21 protein-coding genes are annotated in these 20,233 nt (G+C 30.0%); 5 read left to right on the plus strand and 16 right to left on the minus strand.

Going from position 1 to position 20,233, the window contains the following annotated elements; translation table 11 throughout:
* Positions 1–3: 3 nt before the first annotated feature.
* Entirely contained in the window at positions 4–1,356 is a 1,353-nt protein-coding gene (locus ACZ5N4_RS17290) for an aspartate aminotransferase family protein (RefSeq protein ID WP_464203747.1), read from the minus strand.
* Positions 1,357–1,581: 225 nt separating this feature from the next.
* Here ACZ5N4_RS17290 and ACZ5N4_RS17295 point away from each other — a divergent pair, with 225 nt between their 5' ends.
* Positions 1,582–1,992, plus strand: coding sequence for a hypothetical protein (locus ACZ5N4_RS17295; RefSeq protein ID WP_464203748.1), 411 nt, complete (start codon positions 1,582–1,584; stop codon positions 1,990–1,992).
* Positions 1,993–2,278: 286 nt separating this feature from the next.
* Here ACZ5N4_RS17295 and ACZ5N4_RS17300 read toward each other — a convergent pair whose 3' ends face one another.
* Positions 2,279–3,760, minus strand: a complete 1,482-nt coding sequence (locus ACZ5N4_RS17300) for a hypothetical protein (protein ID WP_464203749.1) — start codon at positions 3,758–3,760, stop codon at positions 2,279–2,281.
* 272 nt (positions 3,761–4,032) lie between these two features.
* Here ACZ5N4_RS17300 and ACZ5N4_RS17305 point away from each other — a divergent pair, with 272 nt between their 5' ends.
* Positions 4,033–4,107, plus strand: a complete 75-nt coding sequence (locus ACZ5N4_RS17305; RefSeq protein ID WP_464210997.1) for a hypothetical protein — start codon at positions 4,033–4,035, stop codon at positions 4,105–4,107.
* 7 nt (positions 4,108–4,114) lie between these two features.
* On the opposite strand, the gene ACZ5N4_RS17310 is transcribed toward ACZ5N4_RS17305, so the two are convergent.
* Positions 4,115–4,666 (minus strand): helix-turn-helix domain-containing protein, encoded by a 552-nt coding sequence (locus ACZ5N4_RS17310; protein WP_464203750.1) that lies wholly within the window; start codon positions 4,664–4,666, stop codon positions 4,115–4,117.
* 356 nt (positions 4,667–5,022) lie between these two features.
* Here ACZ5N4_RS17310 and ACZ5N4_RS17315 point away from each other — a divergent pair, with 356 nt between their 5' ends.
* The gene (locus ACZ5N4_RS17315; protein WP_464203751.1) at positions 5,023–5,721 is read left to right on the plus strand and encodes a hypothetical protein; all 699 of its coding nucleotides are present in this window, start codon (positions 5,023–5,025) and stop codon (positions 5,719–5,721) included.
* 141 nt (positions 5,722–5,862) lie between these two features.
* Here ACZ5N4_RS17315 and ACZ5N4_RS17320 read toward each other — a convergent pair whose 3' ends face one another.
* The 13 genes from ACZ5N4_RS17320 to ACZ5N4_RS17380 all read right to left on the minus strand — a co-directional run bounded on the left by ACZ5N4_RS17320 (position 5,863) and on the right by ACZ5N4_RS17380 (position 17,888).
* Entirely contained in the window at positions 5,863–6,438 is a 576-nt protein-coding gene (locus tag ACZ5N4_RS17320) for a transposase (protein WP_464203244.1), read from the minus strand.
* Positions 6,401–6,940, minus strand: coding sequence for a helix-turn-helix domain-containing protein (locus ACZ5N4_RS17325; protein ID WP_464203245.1), 540 nt, complete (start codon positions 6,938–6,940; stop codon positions 6,401–6,403). The genes ACZ5N4_RS17320 and ACZ5N4_RS17325 overlap by 38 nt, the downstream gene beginning before the upstream one ends.
* 115 nt (positions 6,941–7,055) lie before the next feature.
* Positions 7,056–7,466: a VC0807 family protein gene (locus tag ACZ5N4_RS17330; protein ID WP_464203752.1), complete on the minus strand. Its 411-nt coding sequence runs from the start codon at positions 7,464–7,466 to the stop codon at positions 7,056–7,058.
* 15 nt (positions 7,467–7,481) lie between these two features.
* Positions 7,482–8,189, minus strand: coding sequence for a flavodoxin family protein (locus ACZ5N4_RS17335; protein ID WP_464203753.1), 708 nt, complete (start codon positions 8,187–8,189; stop codon positions 7,482–7,484).
* A 111-nt stretch (positions 8,190–8,300) separates the two neighbouring features.
* Positions 8,301–8,861, minus strand: a complete 561-nt coding sequence (locus ACZ5N4_RS17340) for a PadR family transcriptional regulator (RefSeq protein WP_464203754.1) — start codon at positions 8,859–8,861, stop codon at positions 8,301–8,303.
* A gap of 272 nt (positions 8,862–9,133) precedes the next feature.
* Complete coding sequence (locus ACZ5N4_RS17345) at positions 9,134–9,988, minus strand: hypothetical protein (protein ID WP_464203755.1); 855 nt, start codon at positions 9,986–9,988, stop codon at positions 9,134–9,136.
* Positions 9,969–10,535: an RNA polymerase sigma factor gene (locus ACZ5N4_RS17350; RefSeq protein ID WP_464203756.1), complete on the minus strand. Its 567-nt coding sequence runs from the start codon at positions 10,533–10,535 to the stop codon at positions 9,969–9,971. Before ACZ5N4_RS17350 ends, ACZ5N4_RS17345 begins: the two co-directional genes overlap by 20 nt.
* 14 nt (positions 10,536–10,549) lie before the next feature.
* Positions 10,550–11,530, minus strand: a complete 981-nt coding sequence (locus ACZ5N4_RS17355; protein WP_464203757.1) for a hypothetical protein — start codon at positions 11,528–11,530, stop codon at positions 10,550–10,552.
* Between the two features lie 19 nt (positions 11,531–11,549).
* Positions 11,550–12,416, minus strand: a complete 867-nt coding sequence (locus ACZ5N4_RS17360) for an ATP-binding cassette domain-containing protein (protein ID WP_464203758.1) — start codon at positions 12,414–12,416, stop codon at positions 11,550–11,552.
* Between the two features lie 188 nt (positions 12,417–12,604).
* Positions 12,605–14,089: an ABC transporter permease gene (locus ACZ5N4_RS17365; RefSeq protein ID WP_464203759.1), complete on the minus strand. Its 1,485-nt coding sequence runs from the start codon at positions 14,087–14,089 to the stop codon at positions 12,605–12,607.
* A gap of 4 nt (positions 14,090–14,093) precedes the next feature.
* The gene (locus ACZ5N4_RS17370) at positions 14,094–14,831 is read right to left on the minus strand and encodes a hypothetical protein (protein ID WP_464203760.1); all 738 of its coding nucleotides are present in this window, start codon (positions 14,829–14,831) and stop codon (positions 14,094–14,096) included.
* Complete coding sequence (locus ACZ5N4_RS17375; RefSeq protein ID WP_464203761.1) at positions 14,824–15,726, minus strand: ABC transporter ATP-binding protein; 903 nt, start codon at positions 15,724–15,726, stop codon at positions 14,824–14,826. Before ACZ5N4_RS17375 ends, ACZ5N4_RS17370 begins: the two co-directional genes overlap by 8 nt.
* Positions 15,727–15,944: 218 nt before the next feature.
* Positions 15,945–17,888, minus strand: coding sequence for a molybdopterin-dependent oxidoreductase (locus ACZ5N4_RS17380; RefSeq protein WP_464203762.1), 1,944 nt, complete (start codon positions 17,886–17,888; stop codon positions 15,945–15,947).
* Between the two features lie 373 nt (positions 17,889–18,261).
* Between ACZ5N4_RS17380 and ACZ5N4_RS17385 the strand changes: the two genes are divergently transcribed.
* Entirely contained in the window at positions 18,262–18,954 is a 693-nt protein-coding gene (locus ACZ5N4_RS17385) for a response regulator transcription factor (RefSeq protein WP_464203763.1), read from the plus strand.
* Positions 18,951–20,201 (plus strand): sensor histidine kinase, encoded by a 1,251-nt coding sequence (locus ACZ5N4_RS17390; RefSeq protein WP_464203764.1) that lies wholly within the window; start codon positions 18,951–18,953, stop codon positions 20,199–20,201. Before ACZ5N4_RS17385 ends, ACZ5N4_RS17390 begins: the two co-directional genes overlap by 4 nt.
* The last annotated feature ends 32 nt before the right edge of the window (positions 20,202–20,233 follow it).

The raw sequence follows: 20,233 nt of genomic DNA on the forward strand, positions 1-20,233 counted from the left end.
TATCTACCATCCCTTAGCTACCTTAAGCACTTCGTCTGGAATGTCCCCCCTTAAGTATTCCACTATTGAAGCCTCAATAACATCAAGTGCTTTATCAATTTGCTCTTTAGTTATCACAAGTGGCGGTTGAACACGTAATACATTGTTTGCAAAAAAGGTAAGCAATACTCCCTTTTCCCAGCATCTATAGCAAATTTTTGCCGCAGCTTCTTGTGCTCTTTCTTTTGTATCTCTATCTTTAACTAGGTCAACACCTATATTCATTCCTATGCCTCTGACATCTCCGATTAGGGAATATTTATCCTTCATTTTATTAAAACATTCTTTGGTATATTCACCTAGATTTTTAGAATGTTCTAGAAGCTTTTCTTCTTTTATTACATTAATTGTAGCAAGGGCAGCTTTGCAGCATATAGGGTTTGCCATAGTTGTAAAGGTATGTGCAGGAGGTCCTACTGCATCCATAATCTCCGCTCTTGCAACTATTGCACTAATCGGCATACCAGAGGCTATTGATTTTCCCATAACTATTATGTCTGGCTCAATTCCAAAGTTTTCTATACCAAACCATTTGCCTGTTCTTCCAAAGCCCTGCTGTACCTCATCAACAGCAAATAAAATTCTATGTTTCTTGCACAAATCATATAGTTTTTTAACATACTTTTGTGGAGGCACAATAAGTCCTGCATCTCCCTGTATAGGCTCCATTATTACTGCAGCTACTTCTTCCGGTGGTAAGTAACTCTTAAATTTATCTTCAAAATCTTGAAGGCATTCTAAGTTGCAGCTTTCTTCCTTTTTACCAAACTTACAGCGATAACAATGAGGATAGTTTATATGATAAATATCTGGGACTAGCGGTCCAATTTTTCTGCGCATATTTAAACTTATAGCAGAAAGTGAAATTGAACCGTATGTGGAGCCATGATAAGCACCTATAAAAGAAATTATTTTACTTCTTCCTGTATAAGCTCTGGCTAATTTAATCATTCCATCATTTGAATCTGATCCTGTAAGACCAAATACTACTTTCTTTTTGAAGTTTCCCGGTGTAATTTCTGTTAGCCCTTTTGCCAATTTAACTAAAGGTTCATGGTATGTGTAGACTGGTGTATAGTGAATAACTTCTCTTGCCTGCTCTATAATTGCATCTACAACCTTAGGATGTGAATGTCCCACATTAGTTGCTGCTGCACTAGATAGCATATCTATATATTCATTTCCATCAGCATCTTCAATTATCGCCCCTCGTCCACATTTTACAACTAGTGGATAATAAGGTACTCTACAAGCAGCCCCAACTACTTCATCATCTTGGGCAACAATATTTTCACAACGTTTTACATTTACAGCCAATATGCTCCCCTCCCCAAATAAATAATTATTTATTAATTTTTTAAGTATTTATTAATTTACTTCTTATTAACTATTCTATTACACATTAAAGGCAAATTCAACCATTTTTAATTATTTATTAAAAAATTAAGTTATACTTATTTAATTGTGTGTAAATGCAATAATTTATCATTCTTTAAATGCTTATTCTTCCCGAAGATAGGCCTAAATTAAACAAAAAGTCTTATGGTCAATCTTGGATGTAAAGTACTCTTAATGCTTTTGCAAGGAAAATGTACCTTTGCAAAACAGTTACCATGTTTAACTTGTAACGGAAGTAAGCCTTGCAAGGATCTAGGTATAGGCATTTTTGAAGTTGATGTTAAAAAATATGAAGTTCACATAAATTCTACAAAGGCGCTTATGGAACAGGCTAAAGTTTTTAATCGTCAAGATGTGGCAAAAGAAATTGGTTGTAAAACTACAGCTATAGTGTTTTTAACACCAACGCAGATATGTATAAATAAAAATTTAAAAAGAGGTAAAGAACGACAATTACCTTTAGAAATGATTTTAAGAATGGCAAAATTTAATCCTGATAAAATTAACATGGAAGGTTTCGATGAAGTGAAATATACGAAATTGCAGAGATGCTAAAAAAATAAGAGGATGTTATATTAATTGAAGAGAAGTAGAGAAACTAGAATAAATTTAATGGAGGTTTATCCTTATATCAATAATATACTAACAGAAAAAAATATCAATAAATTAAACTAATAATTGGTAGTTGAGTTAAAGAATATATTCTTCATTTATGGAGGCAATGAGCCTTGCCTCCATAAATGAAACCCACAAATATATAATGACCGTATTGGAGAAATTTATCTACTGCCACCTTATATACATTTAATTTACATAAATTTATATATAATCTAATTAAAATTTATTTCATTTTATAAAAAAATACTATATTAATAAAATCATTAGGATATTGGTCGTATAATTGCTGTAATAAATTTAAGTTAGCATTTCCACTATTTGCAATAGTCCACATGGCATCATAAGCTTCAGATTGTTTTTCCATTAAAATAGTTCCAAGGTAAGTGTTATTAAGATACGCTCTTTTTAAGTTTTTTTGAACTTTAGTCATATAGAAAGATTTATCATGATTTTGATTAGCTTGTCCTTTAGCAAAATCAATTCTTTCATCTAGCCACTTTTTATGAGCGGCTTCAATCTCAGCTTTTCTTTCTTCTTCTTGTCTTTTTATTTCTGCACTTATTTTTTCAGTTTCGGCAGCTATTTGCTGTTGTGTAACTAATTTTTGCTGATCTTTTAAGAATTTTTCATATTCCTCCATAGAATTAAAGCCTTTATCTTCTAAAAATTGACGTTCTGCAGCCTTTGCTGCTTCCACATCTTGATCTACCTTGTATTGAAGAGTTGAATTCTTTTGTTCTAAATTTGTAAGTTCAGCTTTTAATTCATCTAATTTTGTTTTAAATGTACTGAATTTTTCTTTGAAAATTTTATCACTGCCTTTATCTCCAGTCATAACATCAATGTTATATCTTTCTAATGCATTATAAGCTTCTTTAGCAGAATTAGCTGCGACCACTATTTTACTTACAATGGTTTGATTAGAAGTAAAACCATCGAAATAACCAGGTTTGGTAATGTTTTTATTTGCTGATTCCAATAAATCATATTGAACTTTGCCTTTATCAAGACCTTTATATGCTGAATCTAAATCATCATAGCATTTCATTAAATTCTCTGTATATTTTTTCGTAAATTCGTACAGATCTGAATTAGCCATATTTACTTCTGTAGCATTAAATCCGTTATTTTGTGTTATAAAAGAATAATTATAACAGTTTGAAAAATATTCTGTAAAAGTTTTTATTGCATCATCCAATTCTGTAGTAGCTTTTTTAATTTCTTCTATTTCACCAGCTTTAACACATTTATAAAAGCTGTACCATCCTAATTTTTCTGCTACAGTACTTAATTGAGTACAACTTTTCTCTAAATATAATTTGCTATTACCAGATTTTTCTCCAAGTGAAATTTCAGATATTTCTTTATTCATTTCAGAAATCTGAGATTTTAATGCATCTACATCATCATTAATTAATTTGCTGGGATCTGCATCAACCATTGCTCTTAGAAGTGTAATTTTTTTGTTATACTCAGCAATTTTATCAACATATTTTTTATAGGTTCTATTATATTTTTGGTCAGCGCTATAAGAGTCCCAAAGCTTACGTTCTTTTTCTGCTTCTTTAGCTCGAATGTTTAGGGTAGCTTGGTTTATAATCCAATCGTTATATTTAGGCGGCTCTGCTGCTAATACAGTTATAGGAGTAGCTAATAAAGAGCCCCCTAAAATTACTACGGATAAGTTTTTTATAAACCTATTCATTTTATTACCTCCAATGGAATTTTTTATTATAGTATACCATATAAAATTGTTAGTTCAAATACAGATGAAGGAATTATAGGAATTGGTGAAGTAGGAGTATGGGGATTTCTTGATGCTGCTGAAGAAGTACTAAAAAAATTAAAAGGTTATTTAATTTGGAAAGGATCCCTTTCAAATAGAACATCACTGGCAGTATATGTATCGCAGTATGTATTTTAGAGGATCCGTAATTATGAGTGCAATATCTGCAATAAGATATAGCATTATGGGATATTAAAGGTAAAGAACTTGGTGTACCAGTATATGAGTTACTAAGAGGAAAATCCTCCGCAATTGTTAACTCTTAATTCTTAACTAATATATTGGTGGACATATATTGCTTATACCAATAACTTTTTCGGAAGTTGGATTATAAAACCTATGTGGAATATTCTCTTGTATGTAAATACTATCGCCTTTATTTAAGGTATGCTTTTCCTCTGATAGATATACTTCAACAGTACCTTCAATTATAAATATACATTCATCTGCTGAATGTATCATTAATTCATCATTGCTCCAGCTGCAGGGGTCCAGTTGAAAATATATAATCTCCATTTTAGAATTCACTTCTTTATCTGAAGCCATAGGAGTAACAAATTCGTATACAATACTGGAATTAGGAAGCTCAAGCTTTTTTCGTTTATCTGCTTGAATAACTACATTTTGCTTCCTTTCATCAGTTAAAAATGTATAAATAGGTACTTCTAACTCAACAGAAATTTTCCTTAGCGATGAGATGGAAGGATCAATAAGATTACGCTCAATTTGTGAAAGGTAACTAGCTGTTAATCCTGTTTTATCAGCTAATTCATTCAATGTTAACTCTTTTTCCTGTCTTATTTCTCTAATTTTAGGTCCTAGCAAAAGTTATCCCTCCTACTTCTATAGAAAATTTATATATTTCTAAATTACATTAGTTTAATCTCTAATTAAAATATCACATAAAATTATTACTATGTATTTAACCATCTTAGTTATTATTTTATATTATTTTTCCATAATGTCAATTTTCAAACCTAGTCTTCTATATAAAGAGTTGTCATACCGAAAGTTGGCTTGCCCTTGGTACATGCATCTGCGGATAGATCAAGAACTCAAATTTGATATCTGTAAAAGAGAACACGTCTCACTTTACTTTATAAAAAAATTTCACATATGTGGTATAATAAAAAATGCTGACACAAAAATTATATACATAATACTAGCAACAAAAGAAAGCGGTGATTATTATAAATAACAAACATGAAGTAAAAGCTAACGAATATGAAGTAAAAGGAGATACTGCATATATAAAATTAAGAAAAAAAGATGGCAAAATTATTGATACTAAAATAGATATTGATGATTTAAAAATGGTATTAGATAAAGGTCCTTGGTTTCCAGAGTGGAATAAAGATTTTAATAGCTACCTGGTGCAGAGCCTAGCTTATTCTTCTGCTGGTGGTAAGAAAATTAAAGAGAAACAATCTTTACATTCATTTATTTTAGGTGTACACACTAAAACTCCTATTAGACATCTGAATGGAGACACTCTAGACAACAGAAGATGTAACATAGAAATATATAATCAAAATGCAGTAATTAATGATTACGAAGATGTAGACTCAGAAACTATTGCTGTCATACTCAGAGATAAGCACGGCATAAAAAAAGATAAGACCTTAATTGATAAAGAAGACTTAGATAAAGTAATACACAGCGATTATTCCTGGGTTTATTATGTGACTCATGGAGAGCATCATGCTGTAGCCAACTCCCCTGAAGGTAGAATTTTTTTAGAAAGCTTTTTAATGAATCCACCTGAGGATATGGTTACAAAACATACAAATCATAATACTTTGGATAACAGAAAATCTAACTTAAATAATGTCTCGATAGTTGAGGAATCAGATGGATTAGAAGAGAATTTAGATACCTAATAAATAATTTTCTAATATGTGGAGTTACATCCCAGAAGCTTAACCTATATATAGAAAATGGCCGAAAATTGACTTATACAACCGTATATGTCAATTTTCTAGTTTGTTTCTCTATATAGATAAACAAACTCAAAGCTAGACTTATTTATAGTAATTTTTAGCGTAAACTAAGGACTTAATCATATCCTTTTGTTCATTAAAATGATGATAAACCATTTTGATTGACTCAAAAAGTTCATCAATAGAAAAATATGCACTTGCACTAAACATGCAATTTTTTAATTTATTCCAGATATTCTCCTGAGGATTTAGCTTAGGAGAATATCTAGGAGTATTTATTAAAAACAACTCACCTCTATGAGTTTCGGCGAAAGCCTGCATAGCCTTACTAACATGAAATCCCGCATTATCTAATAGAACATATACTTTTTTACCTACATTGATATCAAGTAGTCGCTTAAGAAACAATTTCACTTCTTCAGAGGTAATTACTTGTTTTGCCGAATAGGCATCTATGACAGTATCAAAGTTTTTAGTAATTTCAGTAGCACCTATTAGGTTAAGTCCTTCATGGCAATTGTTGCTCTCTAAAACAGGGGATATTCCTACGAGACTCCACGTTCTACGAATATCAGACTCCGTCCTAAGACCAGTTTCATCCATGGCATAAAATACACACTCAGAAGAGTTTTCTACAGAAATTAGAAGGGTTTTCATTTTTTAAAAAGGTTTTTTGTTCAACCTTATCAGCCTTAGTCGGCTTGCGCTGCGCTCTTTTATAGCTAAGATTATTTCGTTTTAACAATATTCTTATATATTCCTTAGAGTACTTTTCGCCATAGTTTTGATAAATGTACTCTACAAGAAGAGGACAGGTCCATACGTTACCTATAAATCCAAAATCATTAGGCCGTGTGTGTAATACAGTATTTATTAGATCATCCAACATCTCAGCACTAAAAGTTCCCTCTGAACCTCCACGATGATTTTCTAATGCCTTTAAGCCCCTAGAATTCCATCTTTTTATATAGTCTATAACTGTTTGTTTAGACTTTAATAAGAATCGGCCAATTTTTATGGTACTAAAACCCTCGTAGCGCATAATCACAGCAGTTAATACATTTCTAGCAAATTCATCTTCATGTGAATTTCTTATTTTCTTAAGTTCTTCTGTTGTGAATCCATATAATGATTCAATTTCCATACCTCTTCTACCCATAGTAACCTCTCCTAACTAAGTTTTACTTAACTTTAGTCTGTGCAGAAATCACTATAATATTTTGAATAAGTCAATCATGGAGTTGGTTTATCTATATGTGCGGATGAAAGCATATTTAAATATTTTTAACCGATTTATATCTCCAGTACCACCTAGGAAAAGAGATAGAAAATGCTAAAAGCAAAGAACCCAAAAAAATTAAAGCATATAAAATATCCTGTACTATAGGCGATACCAAATAAAAGGTTGGGTTTTTCGAAATTATAGTTCCAACTAATCCAACTGCAGAGAAGATTCCTGATAATGCTGCCAGTGCATTTATTCTGTGTTCTTTAATATAATTAATTACAACTACACCAATACTCCAAAGTCCAGATAGTATTATTCCACTAAAAGGCATTTCAAGCTTATTAAACACTGAAAATATTACAACAGGAATAATGGCACTTATAACAAATTCTTTATTAAATATATTTTTTAATAAGGAGTGCTCACTCTTTATATTTCTATCACCTGATTTTTCCATGATTAATCTCCTTTTCTATATTTGTTCCCAACTTCCATTTGCTATTTTTATATACAGTTCAGGATCAATACGTTCTTTATCAAGCTCAGCTTGAGTTTCACCCCCTATGTGTCCTTCCTTTACTATATCTTTTCCTGCACTTTCTAAAGCTGAAAAGAAATCTGCATACAATTTTTTCAATTTTTCATCAGCATTAATAGCTTGAAGCGGTCCACCTTCAGTACATAAAATAGTACCTGCTAAATTTCCTTTTGTCATAACTTTAAAAGTCTCAACTAAACCTGAAAAATTATTATGACCTGGAAAACCGCAATTTGAAATTAGAACAGTCTTAACAGGTGTTTCTCTTTTAAAACGTCTAGGATGTGAGTAATTTTCACCAACCTTAATTATTTCTTTATTGTTTAATGGCAGCATACGATCCATGAAATCTTTCATAATTCCTGTAACTGTATAGTAATACAGAGGAGTAGCATAAACCATTATGTCTGCTTCTGATATTTTACCTAACAATTCCTCCATATCATCTTTATGAATACACTTCCCTGGAGTTTTTGTCCAACATGTAAAACACCCTATACAGTGCTTTATATCTTTATCTTTAAGATATACTGTTTCAATCTCTGCACCAGCTTCTTCTGCACCCTTAAGAAATGGTTTTAAGATAACCTCTGTATTTCCATTTTCTCCTCTTGGACTTCCATTTAAAGCTAAAATTTTCATTTAAAATCCCCCCATAAATTCTTTGAATTTTCTAAATATATCCCTTTATTTTTGATACTTATGACTAACAATACAAATCCTCATATTTTCATAAATTCCTCTTGTATATTTCTATAAGTTTTTTATTGCTTCTAATGATTTTATGGTTTCTTCACACCATTTTATCTTTGATTCCTCATCATACTTTCCAAAATTAAGTGTGCTCAACCATAATACTAAATTTTTTTTATCAATACTTCTTTCATTAGATTTCAGGAATTCTTCAACTTTCAAATATTCTTTAAGATTCTCTTCACATTCTTCTTTCTCTTTTAGAATTTTTTCAATAACATTTTCAACTGGTATATCCTTTGACAAAAATATTTTTAGTAAAAATTCTGATCTAACAGGGTCATGTTCTACAGGAAGCACAAGCCATTTTATTAGTTCCTCCTTCCCCTTTTCTGTAATAGAATATATATTTTTTGTCGGTTTCCCTTCTTTTTGCTCCACTTGTTTTGTTATCAGTTCTTCACTTTCCATTTTCTTTAGCATTGGATATATATGTCCATAGTTTTCATTCCAAAAATAAGATATAGAAGAGTCACAGGCTTTTTTAATATCATATCCTGAACCTGACATTTGATTTAGAACTCCTAAAATAGCATATTTAGTTTTATTTACTTTTGCCAATTTAACTTCCCCTCCATTATATATCAGAGTGATATATAAGTATTATATCACTCTGATATATAAAATCAAGTATTATGAAAAATTTTTCCAACTTTTTATAATAAATAAACCACCCTCATATACACTTAAATACTTATACGAGTAGGGTGGTTTATTCACCTTTATACCTAAAATCATATTTTTGTGCTTTAGAGCCGGCGCTCTCGTCATACCACCATAGAAATTAAAATATGAAAAACATTTTATTAGTAGAAGATGGAGTATGTGTTTTTTTATCCATAAATCTTTTTAATATTCTTAAATAAAAGACCTAACATGATTGTTGAAACTAAAATTAAAACTGAATTTATATTAATCCACATTGTATTATTATATAATTCTGACGCATAAGCATAGGATTGATTACTCTGGCTAACTTTCAAAAAAAACTGAAAAGATGAAACATATAAAACCCAAGTAACCCCATTTGCTATGGTACTGTGAATTACTCCTTTTTTATAAAAGAAATAAAGTGTGAAATAATATGACATTAATAGCGGTGATAACCATGTTAAGATTAAAAAGGCCCATATATTAATGTTCCACATCACATAATTAATAATTGCTAAAATAGTAGCAAAAACAATATTATAAATAAGTATTATAACAGTCCTTGCAAGTGTAATCTCATACATGGAATATTTACATACCGCTTCCATTTCAAAGACATTATAATATCTCCCTCTATATAAATAATATATAGAAAATACAGATACAACAGGTCCTAATAAAATAATACTAATATCTCCAGAGGTTTTTAAGGATATATACCCTAAAAATAATATGATAAATGAAGCTATCCAGAATCTTTTATCAAGAAGTGAAACTTGATGTCTCACATTAAGCAACAAATTCTTTATGGTTATATATATGTCTTTTTTGCAATTTGCTTTTAACGTTATATCCTCTTCCTCATACTTAAGCCGTACTGCCTCCATTATGTCATTAAAAAGACTTTCCGGTGGTTCAATCTGAGGCTGCGTTTTAAGAAAAGCTTCAATATCTTCAATATCTTCTAAGGTTATTTCCTCATCTCTATTTATATCATCTATATCGCTAAGAATATCATCACTTAACTTTTGCTTCATCTAAGCCACCTCCCCTTACATTTTTCAGTCTATTTTTTATAACCTTTATACCTTGATATAATCTGCTTTTTATCGTATTTACATTATTACCAGTAACAACTGCAATCTCTTCAATGGATAACTGGTCACAAAATCTTAATTTTACTGCTTCCTTTTGAACATCACTAAGGTCTTCCACAAAATCATCTATATTATTATTAAAAAGCTTATACTCAATTATGTTGTTTTTCTCTTTTATATTCTCATCTAAAGGAGTAAAGTCATTTCTTTTTGTATAAGTTTTACACCGTGTATAATCAATTACACAATTGTACGCAATTTTGTACAGCCAAGGCTTAAAGAAATATTCAGTTGAATAGGTCTCTCTCTTCTGATAAACCTTACAAAATACCTCCTGGCACAAATCCTGTGCTGCATGATAATCATTTATCTTGCTGTATATATATCTAAAAATGTCTTTATAATAACGGCGTACAATAAACTCCATAGCCTCTTTTTTTCCTCTTTGAACTTCTCCAAATAACTCTTCATCACTTATGGAATCCATAAATCCACCTCACTTTATTCTATCTTCTTATAAATATAAAGTCCTAGTAAATATAAAAAAATGTTTTGAACTAACATAGATATTACTCCAAACTTTATGTTATATGTAACATCTCCCATAATATAATTTTGATTTGCATAGTAAAAAGAAATGAAAAAATACTTAGAAAATCCTATACCATTTTCTATCGTAAAGTAGAAAGGAGCAGAATTACACACCAATAATGCACTTATAATATAAGAAGTTATTGCATCCCTTGTAACAGTTGAAATAAAAATAAATATAACTGCAGCTGATGCACAGATTATAAGTGCAAAGACAATCTTAAGTACTAGCAGTTCCTTGATACTTCTTTCAATAGTTGCTGTAGAATAACCAGATATAGAACGCATAGAACCAGACAAATCTGAAAATCCCATTAAATATCCACTAAAAAGATAGGAAAATATTAAATTTAAAATAAATATTAAAACCATTGCAGTTAAGATTGCCATATATTTTGAATGATACAATTCTAATCTGCTTGTACATGAAGAAAACTGTATTTGTGTTATGTTTTTAAATCTCTCATTACATACAATATCGCAGCAGAATAATAGCAATATAGGCAGCCAGTACATATCGTCAAAAATACTTTTATCTAATCCTTGAGAAAAATCTTTTTTAAGCGGAAGAATTTTATGACTGCTATAAAACTCTATTCCCTTCTTATATATTTTTTTTTCATTGTTAATTACCTCTTGAGACCCATTAAAATAATAACTTAAGTTAGATATAGAACCTTTTTCTAATTCGTCTAAGGATTTTTTATAAGTATCAATTCTATTAATATTATCCTTCTTATTACACTCATAAATATAGTCATAATTTGAAAATTTTCCATATTCAGCTACTATATTGTATATTGAGAATATCAGTATTCCCACAAGAGCTATCTTAAACCTATGAGATGTTATTATTTTGTAAAGTTCCGCCCTATATACCCGTAAAATCATTATATTCTCCTATTTCATCTTAATTGGATTTAACCTGATAATAATAAATATAAACATCCTCAAGGTTAGGTTCTACAAGTACCGCTCTTCTTTGTGTCTCCTCTGAGATAACTCTAACTGCTATACCCTGCTTTTTATTCATACTATGACTTACAACATATTTCTCCTTTAACCTCTGTACGTCTTTTAAATCTGTTATAAACTCATATACCTTCCCCTCAACCTCAGTTAAAGCTTCCTCAGGGGTTGTACATAAAAGCACCTCACCATCTTTCATAAAAACTATATCTGTAGCTGCAGCTTCTAAGTCTGATACTATATGTGTCGATAAAATGACTATCCTACTTTCGCTTATTTGGATTAAAAAGTCTCTAAACTTAATTCTCTCATCTGGATCTAAAGAAACCGTAGGCTCATCTAAGATAAGAATTTTAGGATCATTTAAAAGTGCTTGTGCTATTCCTATTCTCTGCTTCATGCCTTCTGAAAATGTCTTAAGCTTCTTTTTCTTTACATGCTTAAGAGAAACAAGCTCTAACAATTCATCTATTCTGTAATCTATTTTATCTTCATCTATTCCTTTCAAAACAGCAAAGTATTTTAGAAATTTCTCTGCAGTTTGGTTAGGATATACTCCAAAATTTTGAGGTAAATATCCTATAATCTCTCTATAACTCTTTCCCATTCTAAATATGTCTTTTCCATCTAAATAGACATTTCCACCACTTGGAATACTCACCGTTGATAAAATTTTCAAAAGAGTGGTTTTGCCTGATCCATTAGGTGCTAAAACTCCGGTAATTCCATTTCTAAATCTTAGTGTCATATTATTTAAAATAGTTTTTTTACCATAGATCTTAGTAAGATTTTTAATCTCTAGTTCCATTTCATACCTTCCTTATAATGTAGTAAATTAAGGCATATGAGAGAAAATAACAAGTCAAAGATGCGACGGATATTTTGCGTCAGACAAGGAGGCAGGTTCCGCAGATAGTTGTTCTATCTAAGGGTTCTGCTGACGTAGTATTACGCAAAATAGACTAGCATACTGACTAGTTATTTTTTTGAATATGCCTAAAATTCAATTACTGCGCTCTTATTCTTATAATACTTTTCGTGGTACTCCCTAACCTCACTATACAGCTTAATAATTTCATCTACAGACTTATCCTTATAATACTTTCTTATAAGAATTTCTATATCCATATATGAAAGCTTTTTTTCACTATGTTGTATATTCTTTAAAAGCTTTATCATATTTTCATGATTAGCTTGGTCTAGTTTATATAAAAAAACTTCAGATATAGTATTAAGGCTGTGAATATTATGCCTTTCCTTCTCATTATCTTTGCATTTTTTAAAATCTTCTTCCAATCCTTTTATATAATCAGTTCTATCAGAGTAACCAGTCTGAATAATCATCGTATTTTCTTTTAATTTATCTTTTATTTCATCATTAACGTATGAATAATAAATGTAACTTTGCCATGCATCTTTTAAAATTTCGTTTTCATTGTTAATTTTTATATTTTTAAATACTGATTCCATCAAAATTCTATTTATATCTTGATGCCAATATGCTCCATCATATCTAGTATCATTAAAGGATTTTAAAGATTTTATTGGCATTAAATATACCTTGTCCTTGTTATTTAATGAATCCCTTTGTTTTACATTAAATGTATAAAATTCATTATAACACATATCCTCTCCAAAAACATTTTGTAGACTTTCTGCTTCTGCATCACATATTTTAAGGAACTCTTCTGCACGTTTGTTATCTAAATTTTTATAATGTAAATTGATATTTTGCCCCTTTGATACTTTCCAATTGTTATCATGCCAAAACTCTAGCTTTATAAAAAAATAATTATATAAAAATAAACAAACTAAGGACGCTATTGTTACTGTTACTATCCCATTGTACGTAAGCTTTTTTCTTAAATGTTCCCCTCTACTTACAATAAAAAGATTTAAAATAACCATTATAATGATTACAATAATCATAAACAATATATTTGACCAAAAATCAACTGATTTTTCCATCAAATTTATATTAATAGATAGCAAGGGATGACTTTCATGCCATCTTATATTCGTCACCATATCTAAAGCCCACATGCTTAGAGGTACGCCATAAGCTGCTAATGTGTTGCTTGTGATATTGCCGCACAGAAGACCTATTAAACTCAAAACAGTAGAAATTAATATTAAAGCTAATAATCCAAATAAAGATTTTTCAAAACCCATGATTATAGCAGAAATATAAATAATACAAAGTACAGCTTCACTTATAATCCATGCTGATATATATTTCTGAATTAATATTTTATATTTAGGTGTTCTTGATGTAAAAATCAGAAAATCTGTTCCATTTTCAATTTCTGTTGAGAAAATATTTGCAGTAAAAAATAGAGGTAACAATGAAATTATACAATTGAAGACATACCACTCTCTATCCATGTTTAATATATTAAATATCAAAACTATTACCATAAACGTACCTGCAATTCCAAGCATAATCTTTGGCTGCTGTTTTAAATGATATTTTAAAGTCATAAAATCACCTTCTATCCATTAATTTTTCAGTAGAAAATTTAAATATTGAAATTATAATTAGTATGGCTGCTGAGGTCATTATAAAGCTTCTGTTCACCATAATGAGATTTATAATATCCGGTGCTAGAGGTTTTCCTGTATATAAATTATCCATATAAATTGAAGATATCATTAAACTGAATTTAGGCATGTTTTCCCCACTTATCCCCATAAATATCAGCATTGAAAGAAATATAGTTACAGGCTTAATATTAAATATAATCTCAAGAAAATATGAAAAAGCTGTCATTGCCAAAAAAGAAACTGCTGAATAAATAACAAAATATTTCAAAAATGGAATTGGCGAATAAGGTGCTTCTTTAAAATACAAGGGCATAAATATCCATATTATGTTTTCAATAATACAAAAAAATAGGCAGTACATATATGCACCTAAAAATTTACCTACAGCATATGTTTTACCTGTAATAGGCTGTGAAAATATTAATACCGGCATTTCTGTTATCTCATCCTTATAGTAAATTGAAAGAATTATAATAGGTATAACCACAATTGCCAGAGCAACTAATCCATTATTGCACTGATATGCAGCATATAAATTCGTCCACATTTCTTTACTTTCAATAGGACTATATACAAAAATCGGAGCCATTGTAAATGCAATAGTAGTAATTATTGTAATCCAATTTTTTAAAAGACTCTTAAATTCTTGTTTAGCTATTACAAAAATCTGCTTAAACATATTTCTTTTCTCCTTCTCCATATTTCATAAAATACATATAGGCATCCTCAAGATTAGGTTCCACATCTACCCCGCCAGTATTATTAGTGAAATCCTCTCCTACAACTCTTAGAAACTTTCCTGAAGATGTTCTTTTCACAGAAATAATCTCATATTTATCTTTTAAACTTAATATCTCCTCTTGAGTTGAAACCTTAAATTCTTTAACTTTTTCCTTTGCTTTTAAAATAAAGTCAATAGGAGAACCTAAATATTGTATACTTCCTTTATTAATAAGCCCAATTATTTCACAGGAACTTGATATATCCTCTACAATATGAGTTGATAAAATAACACATTTTTGCTTACTCAGTTCTACAAGGAGCATTCTAAAACGGATTCTTTCCTCTGGATCAAGTCCTGCTGTTGGTTCATCAACTATTAAAATCTTAGGATCTTTAAGTATGGCATTAGCAATTCCAAGTCTCCTTTTCATCCCTCCTGAAAAGCCTCCAACCTTTTTATTCTTTTCATCTAAAAGATTAACCTTATCTAATACCTCTTCTATTTTTTTTCTTCTCATTTTTTTGCCACCTAAATTGTTTATCTGAGCCATGTAGTCTAAAAATTCCCACGCAGTCAAATTAGGATATATGGAAAAGTCTTGTGGCAGATATCCTACTATATCCCTAACCTCCAATGAATGAGTTTTAGTGTCATAACCATCTACCATAATCCTACCTTTTTCTGGAGCAATGAGTGTAATAAGGCTTTTCATAAGAGTACTTTTACCTGCCCCATTAGGTCCTAAAAGTCCGAACATGCCCTCTGCAATTTTAAGGTTTACATTATTTAGCGCATATTGATTTTTGTTATATATTTTAGAAACATTTTCAAAAACAATTATATCTTTCATTGTCCTTTCCCTCCCAAAATTAACTATTTTTTGTATTACATTATCTAATACGAAGGATAGGGGGTGAAAAGTTTTTTGTTTTTGAAATTTTTATGTTTCCAATAAAATAAAGCCACTACGTTCAGTCGGACCAACTTATCAACTAGCATTGATAAGTTGGTCAAACTGAGCATAGTGACTTTATCTTAGATAATAGATATTATATAAAACTCTATAACTTAACTTTTCTTTTTTATTTCTACAAAAGTGTCATAATAAGCTATTTGTTTGCCCATATCAGAAACTGCCCCTTCTGTTAAGAAGTTTGGATTTGAGCTTTTTTCCCACCAACCTATTTCCATGTGAACTATGTTATCCATGAGTTTATTACTTATATTTGTCTGAACATCTATTTCTCCATTTACAGACTTTAATGTAACAATCTCTCCATTAAGCAAATTATGATTTTTAGCGGTATTCTGACTTATATTAGCTACAGCCATTGTATCTATGTCTTTAAAGCTTTGAGACATTAAAGATCTTTTAGGATGAGTAGTTATAATTCTAAGCTTAGAGCTTTTCTCATTAATATAAACTGGTGTTGGGCTTACATTATTCTTTTTTGCACTTTCAGAATATATCTCTATTTTCTTTGATGGTGTTTTAAATATTAAATCCTTCCATGCAACATCATCTTCTTGTATAGTTACATATTCATTTTTTATCTTTTCAAAAGTTATTCCCTTCTCTTCCAAAGGCTTTATAATTTGTGCTAAATATTCCTTCTTAGGTACATAAGGATATTCTTTCATTTCCATCTTTTTTGCAAGTTCCCTAAAGAAATAGTATTCGTCCATTAATTTGTACTTTGGCTCTACACATTTTTCATTATATATTATATATGGATTGCTCATTGAGGTATATAACAAATCCTCAGTTTCTAAGGTGTTTGTACACGGAATAACCAAATCGCAATGCTTTGCCGTATCAGTTAAAAACATGTCTATGCATACCTTAAATTCTATGCTTTTAAATGCCTTTGTAAATTCATTTAAATTAGGCCACTGATTAAGAGGATTTGCCTTGCTTATAAATATAGCCTTTAGGTTATCCTTCGCAAAACTTGGAAACTCATTTAAATCAAATTCTCTTTCCTTTGAGGCATATTTATAACTATTGTAAGGATCTAAGTTTAACACGTCAGGATATACTTTGTTACTGTAATTTACTCCTCCGCCCTTTTTACCTACACTTCCAGTTATAGCTCCTAAAGCATCTATTGCTCTTATAGAGTTACCTCCATTTTTATATCTTTGAACTCCATACCCAATATATATAGAGCTGTATTTTTCTTTAGCATAAAGATAAGTAAGTTCTTTTATTGTATTTATATCTACACCACATTCATCACATAGATAATTCATATCTAAAGTATCTAAGTAGGCTTTGTATTCTTCAAAACCTATCACATTTTCTTTTATAAATTCTGTTTCCTGCAGATTTTCTTCTATTATTATTTTTGCCATTGCCATAGCAAGAGCAGCATCTGTGGATGGATTTATTTTTATATGAATATCAGCAATATTAGCAGTGTTAGTAGAAAGTGGATCTATTACTATTACTTTTATCCCCTTTTCCTTTGCCTGTTTTATTCTATGAAACAACTGTATGTGAGAATTTGCTGGATTTTTGCTCCAAAGTATTATATTCTTTGAGTTTAAAACATCATCTATAAAATGTGATTTATTATATCCAAAATCATACTTTTGTGCTTTAGATCCGGCGCTCCAACAAGTTCCTCCATCAGCTTTTGTTATACCGCCATAAAAGTTGAAAAATATATCTTCTATTCCCTTTAGTATAGAGCCTGAACCTGATTCACTATAATGCATTACAGAGTTTGAAGAATACTTTTCTTTATAATACTTTAATTTATCTGCAATTATATCTATAGCTTCTTCAAAGCTTATGTTTACCCATTTTCCATCTTCTTTTTTCATAGGAGAGTATAGCCTGTCTTTATCATTTAATCTTTTTAAATGATTTCTCCCCTTTTCGCACATTATTCCCTTTGTATAGGGATGATTTTTATCTGCTTCTATTTTTATTACCTTATTATCATCAACATGAACATTTAGTTTACAGCATCCAAAACAATCAAGAGTACATCCATGACTTTTCATAATTTACAACACCTCCTACAAACTTCTACTAGTTTCAAATACACTACCCTTCTTGTATATTTTTAAAATTATAGCATACTTTTTTAAAATTGATAATAGAACAAAAACTCTTTCACTAAGGCATCTGAAAGAAAATAACAAGTCAAAGATGCGACGGATATTTTGTGTCAGACAAGGAGGCAGGTTCCGCAGATAGTCTCGACCCTATCTAAGGGTTCTGCGGTTGCAGTATGACGCAAAATAGACTATATACTGACTAGTTATTTTTTTGAAGATGCCCAATATTAAAAGTCAACCTTCTAATAGTAGCATTACCAAAATTATGCTAAAATGTGGTTAAGAAAAACATTATAGTATATAAGTAGGTGGTCTTATGAAAAACATTTTATTAGTGGAAGATGATGAATCTTTAAATATGGGTATTAGTTTTAAGCTGCGCAAGGAAGGCATGAATGTCTTCTCTGCAAAAAATTTAGAGGATGGAAAAAGAATTTTTAATAGTGAGCATATTGAGCTTATTATATTAGATATTGGTCTTCCTGATGGTAACGGCTTTGATTTTTGCAATGAATTAAGAAAAAATAGTGATGTACTTATTATATTTCTAACCGCTCGTGATGAAGAAATAGACATAGTTACGGGACTAGATATGGGCGCAGATGATTATATTACAAAACCCTTTAGTTTCATGGTTTTAATGTCAAAGATAAATGCCCTGCTTAGAAGAAATAGCAATAATAAAGCCTGTGAGAAAATTGTATCAAAAGACATAGCTTTCTATCCTCATGAAATGAAAGTATTAAAAAATGGTGAAGAAATAATATTGAGCAAAAGGGAACTAAAACTATTAAATTATCTACTGACTAATGGTGGACATATTCTGAAAAAAGAACAATTATTAAATGAATTATGGGATTTAGATGGAGAGTTTGTAGACCCTAATACCATTGCTGTTAACATCAGAAGGCTTAGAGAAAAGATAGAAGAAAATCCTTCAAATCCTAAATACATTAAAGCTGTAAGAGGTATAGGATATATTTGGGCAGAAAGGTGTGTAAAGCAATGATTAGCTGCATAAAAAAAGAACCTCTATTTAAAAAAATGCTTATAATACTTCTGCTCAACTCAGTTCTTGTATGTGCTGTTTTTATATCTACTCAATATTATTTTTTAGAGCAGATTCACAAAGAGCAAATTAGGTTAAATCAAAATCTAGTAGGAAAGCTTGTAAATATTTATCCAGAAAAAGAGTTAGACATTGTAAAAACCGTAATAAATAAGAATAGTGGAGAACTAACTGATGTAGGAAATAAAACCTTATTAAAATATGGATACGATATAAATACTAGAGCCTTTGAAGATGATATTTTCAAAACATATTTTTATAAATTTATGATTTCCACTACATTGGTTTTTATAATAATTATGGTAATAAATATTATCTTATTTATCTATGGAAGCAGATATTTTACAGAAAGGTTGGAGTCCTTTTCAAGAAGCATAGACAAAATAATAGATGGTGATTTTTCAGTAAACATATTTGCTGATAAAGAAGGAATTTTATCAAGAATATATATCCAATTTGAGCAGATGACAAGAAGACTTGAAAATTCCCTGCACAATCTAGAAAAAGAAAAGGAAAATATTAAATCCCTAATAACGGATATTTCTCATCAATTAAAAACTCCTCTAGCATCTATAAAAATGTTTAACTCTCTTTTATTAGATGAAGGCTTAAGCAATATCGAAAGAATGGAATTTTTATATAGAAGTAAAGAAGATATTAATAAACTTCAATGGTTAACAGACTCCTTAGTAAAATTATCTAGATTAGAAGCCGGTATGATTAGTTTAAAAAAAGAAAAAGGAGATATTAATGAAACTATATTTCAAGCTGTTAACCAAGTGTATTTAAAAGCTTCTGAAAAAAATATTGATATAAGCATAGATTGTATAGAAAGTTGTTTTATTACTCATGATTTAAAATGGACAAAAGAAGCAATCTTTAATGTCATAGAAAATGCAATTAAATATACAAAAGAAAATGGACACATAAAAATTAGTATAAATAAAATGGAGTCTTATTTAAGAATTGATATAGAGGATAACGGCATAGGCATCCCTAATAAGGAAACCAATAATATCTTTAAAAGGTTTTATAGAGGACCTTCTAAAACAGTTCAAGAATCTGAAGGTTCTGGCGTTGGATTATATCTTACAAGAAAAATATTAGAGCCGCAAGGGGGCTGTATAACAGTAAAGTCTGAACTAGGCAAAGGAACAGTTTTTAGCCTTTTCTTACAAAACTGTTAGAAAAGTTGAAAGTGAGCTGAAAGCTTTAGGTG

This window comes from Clostridium nitrophenolicum (genome assembly GCF_055391695.1).